At 71.3% G+C, this 15,462-nt stretch carries 11 protein-coding genes; 8 read left to right on the forward strand and 3 right to left on the reverse strand.

Annotated features, from left to right (window positions below):
- The first annotated feature begins 193 nt into the window (after nucleotides 1–193).
- The 4 genes from E1202_RS11045 to E1202_RS11060 all read left to right on the forward strand — a co-directional run bounded on the left by E1202_RS11045 (nucleotide 194) and on the right by E1202_RS11060 (nucleotide 2,693).
- Nucleotides 194–535, forward strand: coding sequence for a LytTR family DNA-binding domain-containing protein (locus E1202_RS11045; protein ID WP_165943824.1), 342 nt, complete (start codon nucleotides 194–196; stop codon nucleotides 533–535).
- 370 nt (nucleotides 536–905) lie between these two features.
- Nucleotides 906–1,883: a class I fructose-bisphosphate aldolase gene (locus E1202_RS11050; RefSeq protein ID WP_132682700.1), complete on the forward strand. Its 978-nt coding sequence runs from the start codon at nucleotides 906–908 to the stop codon at nucleotides 1,881–1,883.
- A gap of 19 nt (nucleotides 1,884–1,902) precedes the next feature.
- Nucleotides 1,903–2,202: a Clp protease/crotonase-like domain-containing protein gene (locus E1202_RS11055; RefSeq protein WP_132682701.1), complete on the forward strand. Its 300-nt coding sequence runs from the start codon at nucleotides 1,903–1,905 to the stop codon at nucleotides 2,200–2,202.
- Complete coding sequence (locus E1202_RS11060; RefSeq protein ID WP_132682702.1) at nucleotides 2,199–2,693, forward strand: MarR family winged helix-turn-helix transcriptional regulator; 495 nt, start codon at nucleotides 2,199–2,201, stop codon at nucleotides 2,691–2,693. Before E1202_RS11055 ends, E1202_RS11060 begins: the two co-directional genes overlap by 4 nt.
- A gap of 9 nt (nucleotides 2,694–2,702) precedes the next feature.
- On the opposite strand, the gene E1202_RS11065 is transcribed toward E1202_RS11060, so the two are convergent.
- Nucleotides 2,703–5,513: a PQQ-dependent sugar dehydrogenase gene (locus E1202_RS11065; RefSeq protein WP_132682704.1), complete on the reverse strand. Its 2,811-nt coding sequence runs from the start codon at nucleotides 5,511–5,513 to the stop codon at nucleotides 2,703–2,705.
- A 308-nt stretch (nucleotides 5,514–5,821) separates the two neighbouring features.
- On the opposite strand from E1202_RS11065, the gene E1202_RS11070 reads away from it, so the two are divergent.
- Both E1202_RS11070 and E1202_RS11075 read left to right on the forward strand, forming a co-directional pair.
- A complete protein-coding gene (locus E1202_RS11070) occupies nucleotides 5,822–9,715 on the forward strand; it encodes a Pls/PosA family non-ribosomal peptide synthetase (RefSeq protein ID WP_132682705.1) in 3,894 nt (1,297 codons plus the stop codon).
- The gene (locus E1202_RS11075; RefSeq protein ID WP_132682707.1) at nucleotides 9,712–11,037 is read left to right on the forward strand and encodes a M1 family metallopeptidase; all 1,326 of its coding nucleotides are present in this window, start codon (nucleotides 9,712–9,714) and stop codon (nucleotides 11,035–11,037) included. The genes E1202_RS11070 and E1202_RS11075 overlap by 4 nt, the downstream gene beginning before the upstream one ends.
- A 6-nt stretch (nucleotides 11,038–11,043) precedes the next feature.
- Here the strand turns inward: E1202_RS11075 and E1202_RS11080 are convergent, their stop codons facing one another.
- Nucleotides 11,044–11,601, reverse strand: a complete 558-nt coding sequence (locus E1202_RS11080; RefSeq protein ID WP_132682709.1) for a snapalysin family zinc-dependent metalloprotease — start codon at nucleotides 11,599–11,601, stop codon at nucleotides 11,044–11,046.
- 122 nt (nucleotides 11,602–11,723) lie between these two features.
- Nucleotides 11,724–12,746: an Lrp/AsnC family transcriptional regulator gene (locus tag E1202_RS11085; protein ID WP_207918557.1), complete on the reverse strand. Its 1,023-nt coding sequence runs from the start codon at nucleotides 12,744–12,746 to the stop codon at nucleotides 11,724–11,726.
- Between the two features lie 124 nt (nucleotides 12,747–12,870).
- Between E1202_RS11085 and E1202_RS11090 the strand changes: the two genes are divergently transcribed.
- Complete coding sequence (locus tag E1202_RS11090; protein ID WP_132682710.1) at nucleotides 12,871–14,067, forward strand: M20 metallopeptidase family protein; 1,197 nt, start codon at nucleotides 12,871–12,873, stop codon at nucleotides 14,065–14,067.
- A 2-nt stretch (nucleotides 14,068–14,069) separates the two neighbouring features.
- Nucleotides 14,070–15,368 (forward strand): MFS transporter, encoded by a 1,299-nt coding sequence (locus E1202_RS11095; protein ID WP_132682711.1) that lies wholly within the window; start codon nucleotides 14,070–14,072, stop codon nucleotides 15,366–15,368.
- The last annotated feature ends 94 nt before the right edge of the window (nucleotides 15,369–15,462 follow it).

Here is a 15,462-nt window from a genome sequence, read left to right on the forward strand (position 1 = left end):
CCACCGGAGCTCTCCTTCACCCCGCGCCTAATTCATCAGGTGCGAGACGGGCCGGCGGGCGGATCATGTGACCGTCCGCCGAAACGCGTTGGTACATCGCGGGAACACCGTTGATCGGGCAGGTCCGGGCACCGCGTCCTGGACGGGGTCGGACGAGCGAGTGGCTTCCGGAACACTGCAACGGGAGGATGCGTTGGGTGAGACGCGACGTGTTGTCGGGATCAGAGGGGACCGGCAGGTCCTGTTCGACATCGCCGAGGTGATCGTGGCCGAATCCGTCGGGAGGGCCGTCTGGCTGAGAACCGATCTCGGGCGTTTCCGGTGCGCGACCGATGGAATAGACAACATCGACGACAAGTACGCGGCCTGCGGGTTCGTGCGGGTGCACCGGAGCTACCTGGTGAACCTCAACCGCGTCCGCGAAGTGACGCGCAAGGACGGTGGCGAGCTCGAACTCACCGTCGAGAACTACGGGTGGATCGTGCCGGTCTCGCGCCGGCGCGCGAAGTTCGTCACCGAAGCCCTCGGGCTCTAGCGCCAAGGAGAACTCGATCTCTCGCTGCTGCACCCGTTCTGCGATCACGGCCGCCTTCGTCCAGAGTGGTCGCCGTGCTGCGGAGCGGGTGCAGTCGCATGTGGTCGACGCGAAAATCAGTGAAAACACGCTGTTTTTGTCGCCGGGTGAAGAATACGCGTGCTGGCTGGATCGTGCAATGGAATCGATCTGATCGATCCGCCCGGAGGGTGTTGACAACCGTTCGTGCCACGTGTTCGCCGCTTCGTGCTCAGCGCGTTGACCGGGAGTTCGGAGCCGTGCAGCCTTGCGATTCGGGCACATCTCCCGACGGCACCGGATGCCGATCGACACGGGTTCTCGCGCGGTGCGCTAGGAGGCGAAGCGGAACATGGCTACCTTGAACGAAATCGCTCGAAGGATGGTCTCCGACCGGCGGGGAGTGCTCGCCGCGGACGAGAGCATCTCCACGATGTCCTCGCGGTTGGAAGGCGTGGGTGTGGCTCCGACCGACGAGAACCGGCGGACCTACCGCGAACTGATCGTCACCACTCCCGATCTGGCCGATTCGATCAGCGGGATCATCCTGGCCGACGACACCCTGCGGCAGGAGCTGTCGGACGGGCGCACCTTCCCTGCGGCGCTCGCGGACATGGGCATCCTCGCCGGAATCAAGGTCGACACCGGGGCCAAGCCGCTCGCCGGGGCCGACGGCGAGAAGGTCACCGAAGGCCTCGACGGTCTGCGCGACCGCGTGACCGAGTACGTGGGCCTCGGGGCGAGCTTCGCCAAGTGGCGCGCGGTGATCACCATCGGCGACGGACGTCCGTCCGAGCGCTCGATCCGGGCGAACGTGCACGGGCTCGCCCGCTACGCCGGGCTCTGCCAGGAAGGGGGACTGGTGCCGATCGTCGAGCCCGAGGTGCTGATGGACGGCGACCACACCCTCGCCCGGTGCCAGCAGGTGACGCGCGTGGTGCTGCGGGCGCTGTTCGACGAGCTCGCCCTGATGCAGGTGCGGCTCGACGGCATGGTCCTCAAGCCCAACATGGTGGTCGCGGGCAAGGACTGCCCGCAGCAGCCAGGGATCGAGGAGGTCGCGCAGACCACAGTGGACACCTTGCGCGAGACGGTCCCGCCGGAGGTGCCGGGCATCGCGTTCCTCTCCGGCGGGCAGAGCCCGGAGCTGGCGACCCGCCACCTCGGCGCCATGCAGAACTGCGGACCGCTGCCCTGGGAGCTGACCTACTCGTTCGGGCGCGCGCTGGTCGGCCCCGCGCTGGAGACCTGGCGCGGCGACGCGAGCCGGTGGCAGGCCGCGCAGCGGGCGCTGTCGGACCGAGCCGTGGCCAACGCCGCCGCCCGCTGACCCCCGGACCGGCCCGGCGATGCCCGGGCCGGTCGGCAGCGACCGCACCCGCGAGCCGGCGCTCGAGCTCGCCTCGATGAACCCGGTGGTGCTGCCGACGGCCGAGGTCGGCTGCGAGGTCTCGCGCGACATGCCGTGGGAGCACGCCGAGGACCACCTCTGCGCCAAGCTGGAGCAGTCCCGGTTCCTCGTCGAGAAGTCCTACCGCCCAGGTCTCGCCGGGCGCGAGGCGACCGAGCGGCCGGAGTTCTGGGGCGACCTGCCGCGCACGGGTTCCGGGAAGGCCCAGCAGACGTCGGTGCGGGAGCGGTTGGCATGACACCCGAGCGGGCCACCGCGAACGTGCGCGATGATGTGTCGGTGACCAGCCACGACAACGCCGAACCGCGCACCCTCTACCTCGTCAAGCGCCTGCAGCTGGCGATCCGGGCGCGGATGGACGAGGCGCTGCGCCCGCACGGTCTGACCACCTTGCAGTTCACGGCGCTCACCGCGCTGCGGCATCGCGACCGCCTCAGCTCCGCCCAGCTGGCCCGCCGCTCGTTCGTCACCCCGCAGACCATGAACGAGATGGTGCGCTGGCTGGAGGACCGCGGGCACATCGAACGCCACCGCGACCCCGACAACCGGCGGGTGCTGCTGATCTCGCTCACCGGATCCGGGCGCGAGGTCCTGCAGCGCTGCGACCCCGTGATCGAGGCGATCGAGGACGAGGTGCTCGGCGCGATCCCCGAAGACCAGCAAGCCGCGTTCCGGCAGAACCTCGTCGCCGGCTACACGGCGTTGAGCGGGCACGAGGAGACCACCTGAGCCGGTGGTTCAGTACCGCCTGTCGATGACCGAGTTGTTGCCGGCGATCCAGCGGATGAAGCCGTGCTGGAAGTTGTTCTGCCTGCCCCCGGAGACCGAGAACTCCCCGGTGGTCGGGTAACCCAGGTACGACCGCTCCCAGCCCAGCGCCACCCACCGCTCGCGGATCCGGCCGTACACCTCGTGCGCACCGGTCGGCGGCGACCAGTAGATCGAGGCGGCCTTGCTGAAGTGGTTGTAGCGCCCCACCTGGTCCGGAGTGATCGACTCGTCCGTGGTGGGGTAGCCGACAGGCCCTGTCTCCCAGCCGATCCGGCTCCACCTGTCGCGGATCGCCCCCCAGATCCCGTGCGCCCCCGTCTGGGGCGTCCAGTAGATCGAGGCGGCCTTGCTGAAGTGGTTGTAGCGCCCCACCTGGTCCGGAGTGATCGACTCGTCGGTGGTGGGGTAGCCGATGGGGCCGGTTTCCCAGCCGAGCCTGCTCCACTGCTCGCGGATCGAGCCCCACACCGCGTGCGACGCGGTCTGCGGCGTCCAGTAGATCGACGCGCCCAGCGCGAAGTGGTTGTACCGGCCGACCTGGTCCGGTGTGGCGGTCTCGTCGGTGGTCGGAGCGCCGAAGACGGCGTGCCCGCCGCGTTCGAGGTACTTGGCGAGGTTGCCGCCGTGCACCTCGTGCACCCCGGTTCCCGCGCTCCAGTACAGCCTGCCGTTCTGGTAGGTCCGGAAGTGCACCGGGCCGTCGGTGGTCTCCGGTCCCGTCGGCGTGCCCAGAAGCGCGCGCAGCCCGGGATCGGAGTCGTACCGCTGGTCGATCGCGGACCGGTACTCGGCGTTGAGGGTCTGGTCGGCGGGCCCCATCGTGATGAGCCTGGAGCGCGCGGTCGGCCCGTCGGTCCACCTCGTGAACTTCGACCCGCCGTCGGTGGCCGTTTCGGCTGCCAGCACGTCGAGCTTCGCGCCCTCGGTGACCATCGCCGAGCTGGCCCCGCCTTCGGTGGGGATCTGCAGCACCGCGGGGATGTTGCTGGCCAGCGTCAGCAGGTGCTCGCGGGGCAGTGCGGTGTAGGTCTTCGACGTCGACACGCCCTCGGCATCGGTCGCGGTGGCGGTGAACGTCATCCGCGCGTCCGGGTGCGCGGTGAACGCGGTGTCGAACGCCGGGCCCTGCGCGCCGGGTCCCGGGTGATCGTGGCAGGTCGTCTCCTCGGCGCAGTGCACGACCGAGCTCGTCCAGGTCACCTCCAGCGGGCCGCTCTCGGCATCGGTGGCCTCGGCCGTGAGGCTGATCGGGTCGTCGACCGCGAAGTCCGCTTGCGGTGGTGGTGTCAGCGTCAGCTCCGGCGAGTGGTTGGAGGGGACCACCACGACGTCGACCTGGTCGGAGGCACCGAGCGGGTCCCGCACCGTCAGCTTCGCGGTGAACCGCTGTGTTCCCGGCGCGTAGGTGTGCGTGGCGCGCACCCCGGTCGCGGTGGTGCCGTCGCCGAAGTCCCAGTCGTAGCGCAGGGTGTCGCCGTCGAAGTCCATCGAGCCCGAGCCGTCGAAGGTGACCGTGCGGGTGGCCGGATCGGTCGTGGTGGTGGCCGCCGCGACCGGCGGGTTGTTGGCCGCGGAGTAGCTGAGCCTGCGCAGCGAACCGCTGTAGATGTCGGCGTAGACGATGTCGCCGTTGGGCGCCGCCTCGAACTTCACCGGACCGCCGATGTCGGTTCCCAGCGGCGGGCTCTGCGGTCGCTGCACCAGCGCGCCCTGCGCGTCGAGCCGCAGCGTCCAGAGCTTGCGCTGGCTGTAGTCGCCGAAGAAGTAGGCGCCCCGGTAGGACTCCGGGTAGCTCTCGCCCTGGTAGATGATGCCGCCGGTGACGCTGTTGCCCTCGTCGACGCCGCTGCCGTGGTGGTACTCCCACACCGGGGGAGTGTTGGCGACGTTGGCGCACTCCGGCCGGTCGGCGTACCCGGGAGCCGGGTGGTTGCCCTCCCAGCACGGCCACTTGTAGTTCTGGCCCGGGCGCACGAAGTCGACCTCTTCCCACGTCCCGTACCCGACGTCGCCGACGATCGGAGTCCCGGTGGACGGGTCGATCGAGAGCCGGAAGGGGCTGCGGAAACCGCTGGCGTAGACGCGGCTGCGCCACGACGACGGGTTCGACGACTGGTAGAAGGGGTTGCTCGCCACCCCGCGGCCGTCCGGCGTGATGTGCACGATCTTGCCCGCGGGCGAGTCCAGGTCGAACGTCTGGAACGCCGCGGCGTCGGTGAACCGGTAGCTGGCCAGGTCGCCGATGGAGACCCACAGCGTGCCGTCCGGCGCGGCGATGATGCCGGTGATGGCGTGCACGTCGGAGAAGCTCTTGGTCTCGAAGATCACCCGCTCGTCGACGATCCGGGTCGGTTCCGGGCTGCCTTCGACCGTCCAGCGGGACAGCCGCAGGAGGTAGCCGTCGGCGGCGTCCGGCACCGCGCGAGCGAGGTAGATCTGCCGGGACGTCTGGTAGTCGGGCGCGGCGGCGACGCCGACCAGCCCGAGGTCCTGCGCGGTGTCCACCGGCAGCGTCGCCAGCGTGTTGACCTTCCCGCCGGTGGACACCCAGGCGACCTTGCCCTGCTTGCCGGTGCTGAGCGCGCTGTTGTCCGGCAAGTAGGTGAAGTCGGTCAGGTCGAACGCGGCCTGCCCGCTCGGCTGGTCGCGGAACACGAACCCCGGCGGCAGCCCGGGAGCGGCGTCGGCCTCGGGCGGCGCTGTCGCCGTCATCAGCCCGGCGGTCATCGCGAGGACGCACAGCAGCGCGCTCGCGGCCGATCGTGTTCCGTTGATCATGAAAGCTCACCCCAGAGAGAAACCCCCGCAACCATGACCCCGCCAGCGCGGGCGGGCCAGGGGCTATGGACCCTGAACCCGGGAACGCGAGGCGCCGTCACGGGGCGTTGCAGAACAGCTGTTCGCTGTGAGCACCAGCACGTGAACAGGGGTTGGAGCGGGCGTTGATCTCCCGGAGATCGTAGGCTGGTCGGTCTGCCGCGCGTGCGTCATCCGGAGTGCGCGCTCTGACGACAGGAGACAGACGCCGTGGGTTCAGGTCCTGTTCGCAGTTCCCCAGCCGTGCCGCCGGCCGAACGGCGGCCTCGGTGACGCTGACGACGGCGCACGAATCCCTCGACGACGTCCCCGGGTCCACGACCAGCGCCGTGTACTGGTCGGGTTTCGCGCCGGACCAGCGCACCCTGATCGACGTCCTCACCACCACCGCCGAGCGGCACCCCGACGCGCCCGCCATCGACGACGGCACGACCGCGCTGACCTACCGCCGCCTGACCGGCCGGGTCGACGCCGTGCGCCGGCGCCTCGCCGAATCCGGCATCGGTGCCGGTGACCGGGTCGGGATCCACATCGCTTCCGGGACCGCGGAGCTCTACGTCTCGATCCTGGGCGTGCTCGCCGCCGGCGCCGCCTACGTGCCCGTCGACGCCGACGACCCCGAGGACCGCGTCGAGCTGGTCTTCACCGAGGCCGACGTGTGCGCGGTGCTGAGCACCGGTGGCGAGCTGCGGCTGCGCCGCACCCCCGGCGGCAAGACCGGCGACCCCACCCCGTCCGACGACGCGTGGATCATCTTCACCTCCGGCTCGACCGGAAAGCCCAAGGGCGTCGCCGTCAGCCACGGCTCCGCCGCCGCGTTCGTCGACGCCGAGGCGCGCCTGTTCCTCACCGAGGAACCCGTCGGCCCGGGCGACCGGGTGCTGGCCGGGCTGTCGGTGGCCTTCGACGCCTCGTGCGAGGAGATGTGGCTGGCGTGGCGGCACGGAGGATGCCTGGTGCCCGCGCCGCGCGCCCTCGTGCGCACCGGCGTCGACCTCGGACCCTGGCTGGTCGCGCAGCGCATCACCGTCGTCTCCACCGTGCCGACCCTGGCCGCGCTGTGGCCGGTCGAGGCGCTGGAGGAGATCCGGCTGCTCATCCTCGGCGGCGAGGCGTGCTCGCAGGAGCTCGCCGAACGGCTCGACGTCGAGGGCCGCGAGGTCTGGAACACCTACGGGCCCACCGAGGCGACCGTGGTGGCCTCGGCGGCCAGGCTCAGCGGCGACGACGAGGTCCGGATCGGGCTGCCGCTGGCCGGCTGGAACCTCGCGGTCGTCGACGACGAGGGCCGCCCGGTCGCGATGGGCGGCACCGGTGAGCTCGTGATCGGCGGCGCCGGTCTCGCCCGCTACCTCGACGCCGACAAGGACGCCGAGAAGTTCGCGCCGCTGCCGTCGCTGGGCTGGTCCCGCGCCTACCGCAGCGGCGACGTGGTGCGGGCCGAACCCGAGGGCCTGGTGTTCGTCGGACGGGCTGACGAGCAGGTCAAGCTCGGCGGCCGCCGCATCGAGCTCGGCGAGGTCGACGCCGCCCTGGCCGCCCTGCCCGACGTGGCGGGAGCCGCGGCGGCGGTGCAGACCACCGCGGCGGGGAACCAGGTGCTGGTCGGCTACGTCGTGCCGAGCAGCGAGGACGTCGACCACGACGCCTCCGTGCGGCAGCTGCAGGAGCGCCTGCCCGCCGCGCTGGTGCCGCTGCTGGCGATCATCGACGACCTGCCCACCCGCACCTCCGGCAAGGTCGACCGCGCGGCCCTGCCGTGGCCGCTGCCCACCGCAGGCCCGGGGGAGACCTCGGCCCTGTCGGGCACCGAGTCGTGGCTCGCGGAGGGTTGGGCGGAAATCCTCGGCGTCGAGGTCTCCGACCCGGGCGCGGACTTCTTCGCGCACGGCGGTGGCAGCCTCACCGCCGCCCAGCTCATCGCCCGCATCCGGTTGCGCCACCCGCAGGTCTCGGTCGCCGACATCTACCAGGAGCCCACGCTCGGCGGACTGGCCGCGCACCTCGACGCGCTCGACGCCGACACCGGCAACGCCCAGCGCGAGGTCGCGCCGACACCGCGCCGGACCGGCCTGCTGCAACTGCTCATCATGATCCCGATGCTCTCGCTGGTGGGACTGCGGTGGCTGACCGCGCTCGCGGCGATCAGCAACGTGCTGACCTGGGCCGGTTCGGTGAGCTTCCTGCCCACGGTGCCGTGGTGGGGGATCGCGGCGGCCTGGCTGGTGCTGTTCACACCCGCCGGTCGCATCACGATCTCCGCGGTCGGCGCCCGGTTCCTGCTCGACGGCGTGCGGCCGGGCACCTACCCGCGCGGCGGGAGCGTCCACTTGAGACTGTGGACCGCGCAGCAGCTCGCCGAGTTCTCCGGCGCCACGGGCGTTTCCGGCGCGTCCTGGACGTCGTTCTACGCGCGGGCGCTGGGCGCCCAGGTCGCCGACGACGTCGACCTGCACTCGCCGCCGCCGATCACCGGCATGCTCAAGATCGGCAGGGGAGCCGCCGTCGAACCCGAGGTGGACCTCTCCGGTCACTGGGTGGACGGCGACCGGGTGCACATCGGCAAGGTCCGGATCGGTGCGGGCGCGCGCGTCGGCGCGCGCAGCACGCTGCTCCCCGGTGCGCGCATCGGCAAGCGGGCCGAGATCGCCGCAGGCTCCACCGTGCACGGCTCGGTCCCGGCAGGGCAGCGCTGGTCGGGTTCCCCGGCGACCAAGGTGAGCAAGTCCGCGCTGACCTGGCCGTCCAGCCGCCCGCCGCGCTCGCGCCGCTGGGTCGCGATGTACGGGCTGGCCTCGATGCTGCTGGGACTGGTCCCGGCGGTGGCCGCGGTGCCCGGCGTCCTGCTGTTCGCCCGCGCGATCTCCGGCTCGCCCGACCTGGGCTCGGCGCTGCTGCGCGCCGCGCCGGTGGTGCCGCCGGTGGGCGCGGCCTACTTCCTCGGCTACGCGCTGCTGGTGGTGATCTGCGTCCGCGCGCTGAGCATCGGCATGCACGAGGGGTTCCACCCGGTCCACGGCCGCGTGGCCTGGCAGGTGTGGGCCACCGAGCGGCTGATGGACATGGCGCGCGTCGGGTTGTTCCCGCTGTACGCGAGCCTGATCACGCCGGTGTGGCTGCGGCTGCTGGGCGCCAAGGTCGGCCGCGACGTCGAAGCCTCCACGGTCCTCGCGCTGCCGAAGATGACCAACGTCGCCGACGGCGCGTTCCTCGCCGACGACACCATGGTCGCCACCTACGACCTCGGTGGCGGTTGGCTGCACGTGGCCCCGGCGCGCATCGGCAAGCAGGCGTTCCTGGGCAACTCCGGCATGACCGCGGCGGGTCGCCGGGTGCCCAAGCGCGGTCTGGTCGGCGTGCTGTCGTCGACGCCGCGCAAGGCCAAGAAGGGCTCGTCGTACCTGGGGATGCCGCCGATGCCGTTGCGCAGGTCGGTCGATCGGGGCGACCGCAGCCGCACCTTCGCGCCACCGCTGCGACTCAAGCTCGCCCGCGCCGTCGTCGAGCTGTTCCGGTTCGTGCCGGTCGTGCTCAGCATCGGGTTGTCGGTGCTGGTGCTGGCGGCGCTTGCGCAGCTGCACGCCACCGCGGGACTGCTGGGCGCGGCGCTGCTCGCCGGACCGGTCATGCTGGGCGCCGGGCTGCTGGCCTGCGTCGTGGCGACCGCGGTGAAGTGGCTGCTGGTCGGCCGCTACCGCGCCGGTGAGCGTCCGCTGTGGTGCTCCTTCGTGTGGCGCACCGAGCTGGCCGACATGTTCGTCGAGGTGCTGGCGGTGCCGTGGCTGATCGGTTCGGCCACCGGAACCCCGCTGCTGACGATGTGGCAGCGCAGCATGGGCGCGAAGATCGGCCGCGGCGTGTGGCTGGAGACCTACTGGCTGCCCGAAGCGGACCTGGTGCGGCTCGGGGCCGGCTCGACGGTCAACCGCGGCTGCGTGGTGCAGACCCACCTGTTCCACGACAGGGTCATGCGGCTCGACGAGGTCCGGCTGGATCCCGGCGCTACCCTGGGCCCGCACGGAATCGTGCTGCCCGGCGCGAGCATCGGCGCCGACACCACCATCGGACCGGGCTCGCTGGTCACCCGCGGCGACGAGGTGCCCGCGGGCACGCGCTGGCTCGGGAACCCGATCACGAACTGGCAGAGGGGACGCAACCGGTGAGTTCTCCGAGCACGAGCGCTCCGTCACCGGGTGCGGACCGGTCGGCCGACACCTACCTGCCCGAGCACGGCAACGGCGGTTACCGCGTCGAGCACTACGACCTCGACCTGGACTACCAGGTGGGGCCCAACCGGCTCAGCGGCACCGCGCGGATCTCGGCCACCTCGACGCAGGCGCTGTCGCGGTTCAGCCTCGACCTCGCCGACCTGCGGGTGCGGCGGGTGCTGGTGGACGGCAAGCCCGCGAAGTTCACCCACAGCGGCGGGAAGTTGCGCATCAGGCCGCAGCGACCCATCGGCGACAACGCCGAATTCCGCGTGGAGGTCAGGTATTCGGGCACGCCTCACCCGATCGCGGGCCGCTGGGGCGAGATCGGCTGGGAGGAGCTCACCGAGGGCTCGATGGTCGCCGCGCAGCCCATCGGGGCGCCGTCGTGGTTCCCCTGCAACGACCACCCGTCCGACAAGGCCGCGTACCGGGTCTCGTTCACCGCTGCCTCGCCGTTCTCGGTGCAGGTGACGGGAAACCTGGTGTCGCAGCAGCGGCGCGGCAGCACCACGACCCACGTCTTCGAGCGGCCGGAACCGACCTCGACCTACCTGATGAGCGTCCAGGTCGGCCCCTACACCGACGCGGAGCTGGCCGAGGGCCAGGTCCCGCAGCGGGCGGCGATCCCACCGCGGCTGAAGGAGGACTTCGCGGTCGACTTCGGCCGCCACGGCCAGATCATGGACTGCTTCCGCGAGCTGTTCGGCCCCTACCCGTTCGGCGAGTACGTCGTGGTGGTCACCGACGACGAGCTCGAAGACCCCGTCGAAGCGCAGGGCATGTCGATCTTCGGCGCCAACCACGTCGACGGGCGGCGCACCCACGAACGTCTCGTGGCGCACGAGCTCGCCCACCAGTGGTTCGGCAACAGCGTCACCATCGCCGACTGGCGGCACATCTGGCTCAACGAGGGCTTCGCGACCTACGCCGAGTGGCTGTGGTCGGAACGCTCGGGCGGCCCGTCGGCGCAGGAGCACGCCGCGGACTGGCACGCCCAGGTCGCCGCGGATCTCCGCATCGGCGACCCGGGCGTGTCCAGCATGTTCGACCCGCAGGTCTACAAGCGCGGTGCGCTGACCCTGCACGCGCTCCGGCACGAGATCGGCGACGAGCCGTTCTTCGCGCTGCTGCGGGGCTGGGCGGCCGAGCACCGCCACGGCACCGCGACCACCGAGGACTTCACCTCGCTGGCCGCCGAGCACGCGAACCGCCGCCTGGAGCCGCTGTTCACCGCGTGGCTGGACCAGCGGGAACTACCGGCGCTGCCCAGCTGAGAGCCGTCACCTCCCGGCGAGCGCCGGGGCCTCGGTGAACAGCTGCGGCGCGATCACCAGGCCCTGCGCGAAGTTCTCGTCGACCTGGGCCTTCTCGGTCGGGTTGGGGAGGTTGTTCTGGCAGTCGGTCCCGGCGCTGGCGCCCGACATCAGGTCTTCGCAGACGCCGGTGCGGTCGTCGGGCAGCCCGAGGATGTGGCCGATCTCGTGGGTGGCGATGCGCGGGATGTGGTGCCCCTCGTTGACGGCTTGGCGCCCCATCCACACCGTGCCCACGCCGAGCGACTCGGTCTGGGCGCGCGGCCAGCCGTCGTCGGCGAGGACGGTCAGGTCGGCCTGGCCGTCGGTGGCCTTCTCCAGCTTGACGTTGGCGACCTGGCCGTTCCAGGTCTCGGCCGCCTCGTCGATGGCCGCCTGGAACTCCTCGGCCTGGCTGGCGTCGTAGGTGACGATGCGCGGCTCGGCGGCGTCGCTGGTGACCGCACCGGCCAGCGGCGCGCCTGCCACCAGCAGCAACGCCGTCGCCGCGCCGGCGATCGCGGTCGTCATCGAGAACCTGGACATGTCGACTCCTCCTGTGGGCGGTCGTTCACGTGGAAACGATCAACACGACCGGAGGCTAGGCAGGAGTCCCGGACCGATACGGACAGTGGCGGATAACCGCCATCACGTCACCAGATGTGAAATCATCGCGGCAGCAACGAGTGGGGGAGCACGACCTCTCCCGTGGCGCGGCCGTGCCGGTCGAGCAGCCAGCCCATCCGCTTGCGGGTGCGCAGCGTCAGGACGGATTCCGACAGCCGCAGCGACGGCAGCTTCTCGTTGACCAGCCGCTCGATGCGCATGAGATCGCCGGCCGACCTCGCCCACAGCAGGAACATCAGGTTCGACTGGCCCGCGGTGGACACCAGCAGCCGGAGCTCCGGCAGCGTCGACAGCGAGCGGACCGTGTGGTCCAGCTCGGTCATCGGCACCTGCGCGAACCACGTGCACACGATCGGCCAGCGGGTGCGCAGCCCGGCGACCTCGCAGCGGAAGGCCAGGGCGTCGGTGGCCAGCAGGCGGGCGACCTGCCTGCGCACCGTCGCGGGGTCGCGACCGAGCGCGCGGGCGATCTCGGCGGCGTTCTGCCTGCCGTCGTGCGCCAGGCGCTGCACCACCGGCCAGTAGGAGTCCGGGATGCGGCCGCCGACCGGGCTCTTGGCGTGCCGGGCGGCCTCGCGCAACGCCGCCTGCTGGTCGGGGGCGAGGGCGTCGAGCCGCCAGTCCGCGCCCTGCCGGTGCACCTTGGTGACCACGTGCGTGTCCACCGCCCGCACTCCCGGAGTCGTCGGCAGGTCGTCGAGGGTGAACGCGGCCAGCGAGTCGTAGTCCGGGACGATCACCGTCAGCACCAGGTCGCGGCCGTCCGCGGTCTCCTCCACCGAGGCCGCTCGCGGATCGCGGGCGATGCGCTCGATGGCCTCGGTCCGCCAGGACGGTTCGACCCGCAGGTCGACGAAGGCCACCACGTCGCGCGACTGCTCGCCCGAGTGCACCGTCAGCCACGCCAGTCCCGCCGCCCGCAACCGCTCCCAGCGGGCGGCCAGCGCGGTCGGGGACGAGCCGAGCACGCGGGCGGCTTCCGCCCAGCTGACCCGCGGCGCGATCTGCAGCGCGTGGATCAGCGCCAGGTCCTCTTCCGCCAGTTCCGGGGAGCTGGGATGCACGAATCACCTCGTCTGGGAGTCCGTTGCGCACGAATCCTGCGATTCTCCACGTCGGGCCGAGTCGACATCGCACACTGACGCGCCCTGGAGTCGTTATGAAGCAGGTCACTTCCGGAGGTAGCAGTTGAGTGTGCACGAGGACGCGCTGGCGATGCGCGACGATCTGATCGCGCTGCGTCACGAGTTCCACCGCGAACCCGAGGTCGGGTTGCAGCTGCCGCGCACCCAGGAACGGGTGCTGGCGGCCCTGGACGACCTGCCGCTGGAGATCAGCACCGGTCGGGACGTGAGCTCGGTGACCGCGGTGCTGCGCGGCGGCGGTGGTGGATCGACCGTGCTGCTGCGCGGTGACATGGACGGGCTGCCGGTGCGGGAGCGCACCGGGCTCGACTTCGCCTCGCAGACCGGCGACACCATGCACGCCTGCGGTCACGACCTGCACACCACGATGCTCATCGGCGCGGCCCGCCTGCTGTGCGCGCACCGCGACCGGCTGGGCGGCGACGTGGTGCTGATGTTCCAGCCGGGGGAGGAGGGCTACGACGGCGCGCGGATCATGGTCGAGGAAGGCGTGCTGGAGGCCTCCGGCCGCCGGGTGGACGCGGCCTACGGCCTGCACGTGTTCTCCTCGGACGCGCCGCAGGGCCGCTTCGTCACCCGGCCCGGCACGATGCTCTCGGCGTCCGACGAGCTGCACGTGTCGGTGCACGGATCCGGCGGGCACGGCTCGGCTCCGCACCGCACGCAGGACCCGGTCGCCGCGATCAGCGAGATGATCACCTCGCTGCAGACGATGGTGACCCGCCAGTTCGACATGTTCGACCCGGTGGTGCTCAGCGTCGGTTCGCTGCGCGCGGGCAACGCCGTCAACGTCATCCCGGAGTCGGCGACCTTCGGCGCCACGGTGCGCACGTTCTCGCCGGAGTCGCGCGAGCGGATGCGGGAGCGCTCGGAAGCGGTGCTGCGCGCGGTGGCCGCCGCGCACGGGGTGGACGTCGAGGTCGAGTACCGGCAGGGTTACCCGCCCACCCGGACCGACGTCGAGGAGACCGCGTTCGTCGACCGCACCATCCACGAGCTCTTCGGCAGCGAGCGGCACCAGACCCTGCCCAACCCGCTGTCGGGGTCGGAGGACTTCTCGCGGGTGCTCGACGAGGTGCCCGGCGGGTTCGTCGGCCTCGGCGCGGTTCCCGACGGCCTCGACCCCGACACCGCCGACTACAACCACTCGCCGACCGCGCTGTTCGACGACGCCGTGCTCGCCGACGGCGCCACCCTCTACGCAGAACTCGCCCTGACCAGAACGCACGTGGAGAACTGATCATGACCGCATCCGTGCCAGCGCCGGTGCGCCGCAAGGCGGTCCTCGCAGCGGCCATCGGCAACTTCATCGAATGGTTCGAGTTCGGGCTCTACGGGTTCTTCGCCGCGGCCATCGCGGCGAACTTCTTCCCGGGAAGCCACAGCCTGATCTCCACCTTCGCCGCCTTCGGCGTGTCGTTCGTGCTGCGCCCGCTGGGCGCGCTGATCTTCGGCCACTTCGGCGACCGGATGGGCAGGCGCACCACGCTGTCGATCTCCATCATCGGGATGTCGGCGGCGACCTTCGTCATCGGACTGCTGCCCAACTACGACGGCATCGGCCTGGCCGCGCCGATCCTGCTGGTGGTCGCCCGCGTCGTGCAGGGCTTCTCGGCCGGTGGCGAGTTCGGCGGCGCCACCGCGTTCATGGTCGAGTACGCGCCGGCCCACCGGCGCACGTTCTACGGCAGCTGGCAGATGTTCACCCAGTTCGCGGCAACGCTGGTGGCCACCGTGATCGGCGCGCTGCTGTCGATGGCGCTCACGCCCGAGGCGCTGACCGACTGGGGCTGGCGGGTGCCGTTCCTGGTGACGCTGCCGCTGGGCGCGATCGGCCTGTACCTGCGGCTGCGCCTGGACGAGACCCCGGAGTTCCAGGCCTCGTCCCCCGAGGACAGCGGCGCACCGCTGATGATCACGCTGCGGAAGCACTGGCCGAACGTGCTCAAGGTGATCGGCCTGATCATCTCCGGCACGACCTGCACCTACATGGTCCAGGCGTTCTGGCCCGCGTTCCTGGTCAAGAACCTCGGCATCCCGCAGGCCGACATGTTCATCGCGATGATGGTGGGCATCTCCGCGCTGCTGCTGACCTGCCCGGCGTGGGCGCTGCTGGCCGACCGGATCGGGCGGCGCAAGCCCTTCCTGATCGCCACTCCGCTGGCGCTGATGGTGCTGGCCATCCCGATGTACCAGCTCATCCTGTCCGGCTCGTTCGCGCTGATCGTCCTGGCCTACGTGCTGCTGGGACTGCTGATGGCGCCGAGCCTGGCGGCGATCTCCACGGCGATCGCCGAGGCGTTCCCGACCGAGGTGCGCTACAGCGGTCTGTCGCTGGCCTACAGCGCCGCGGTGTCGATCTTCGGCGGTTCGACGCCGCTGATCCTGTCGACGCTGGTGGAGACCACCGGGAACCCGATGTCGCCGGCCTACTACCTGATCGCGGTGGCCGCGGTGTCGGTGCTGGCGGCGTTCGCGCTGGCCGACACCTCCACCAAACCCGCCCGCGCGGAAGTCGCCGAGGAGGCGCCTGCCCGATGACGCCGGGGTGCGGCTCGGCCCGTTCCGGGCCGCACCCCCGGAAGTCCCCTCCCGCGTTCCGGCGCGGGCGTTTGGCGGGGACGGGGCCCTCGGT

The organism is Saccharopolyspora karakumensis (genome assembly GCF_004349225.1).
Lineage (GTDB): Bacteria > Actinomycetota > Actinomycetes > Mycobacteriales > Pseudonocardiaceae > Saccharopolyspora > Saccharopolyspora endophytica.

Bases quoted from the DNA above. Each gene is read 5' to 3' on its own strand.
- E1202_RS11055 (WP_132682701.1), top strand. From the start codon at position 1,903: ATGCCCGGGCCGGTCGGCAGCGACCGCACCCGCGAGCCGGCGCTCGAG.
- E1202_RS11050 (WP_132682700.1), top strand. From the start codon at position 906: ATGGCTACCTTGAACGAAATCGCTCGAAGGATGGTCTCCGACCGGCGG.
- E1202_RS11080 (WP_132682709.1), bottom strand. From the start codon at position 11,601: ATGTCCAGGTTCTCGATGACGACCGCGATCGCCGGCGCGGCGACGGCG.
- E1202_RS11060 (WP_132682702.1), top strand. From the start codon at position 2,199: ATGACACCCGAGCGGGCCACCGCGAACGTGCGCGATGATGTGTCGGTG.
- E1202_RS11095 (WP_132682711.1), top strand. From the start codon at position 14,070: ATGACCGCATCCGTGCCAGCGCCGGTGCGCCGCAAGGCGGTCCTCGCA.
- E1202_RS11065 (WP_132682704.1), bottom strand. From the start codon at position 5,513: ATGATCAACGGAACACGATCGGCCGCGAGCGCGCTGCTGTGCGTCCTC.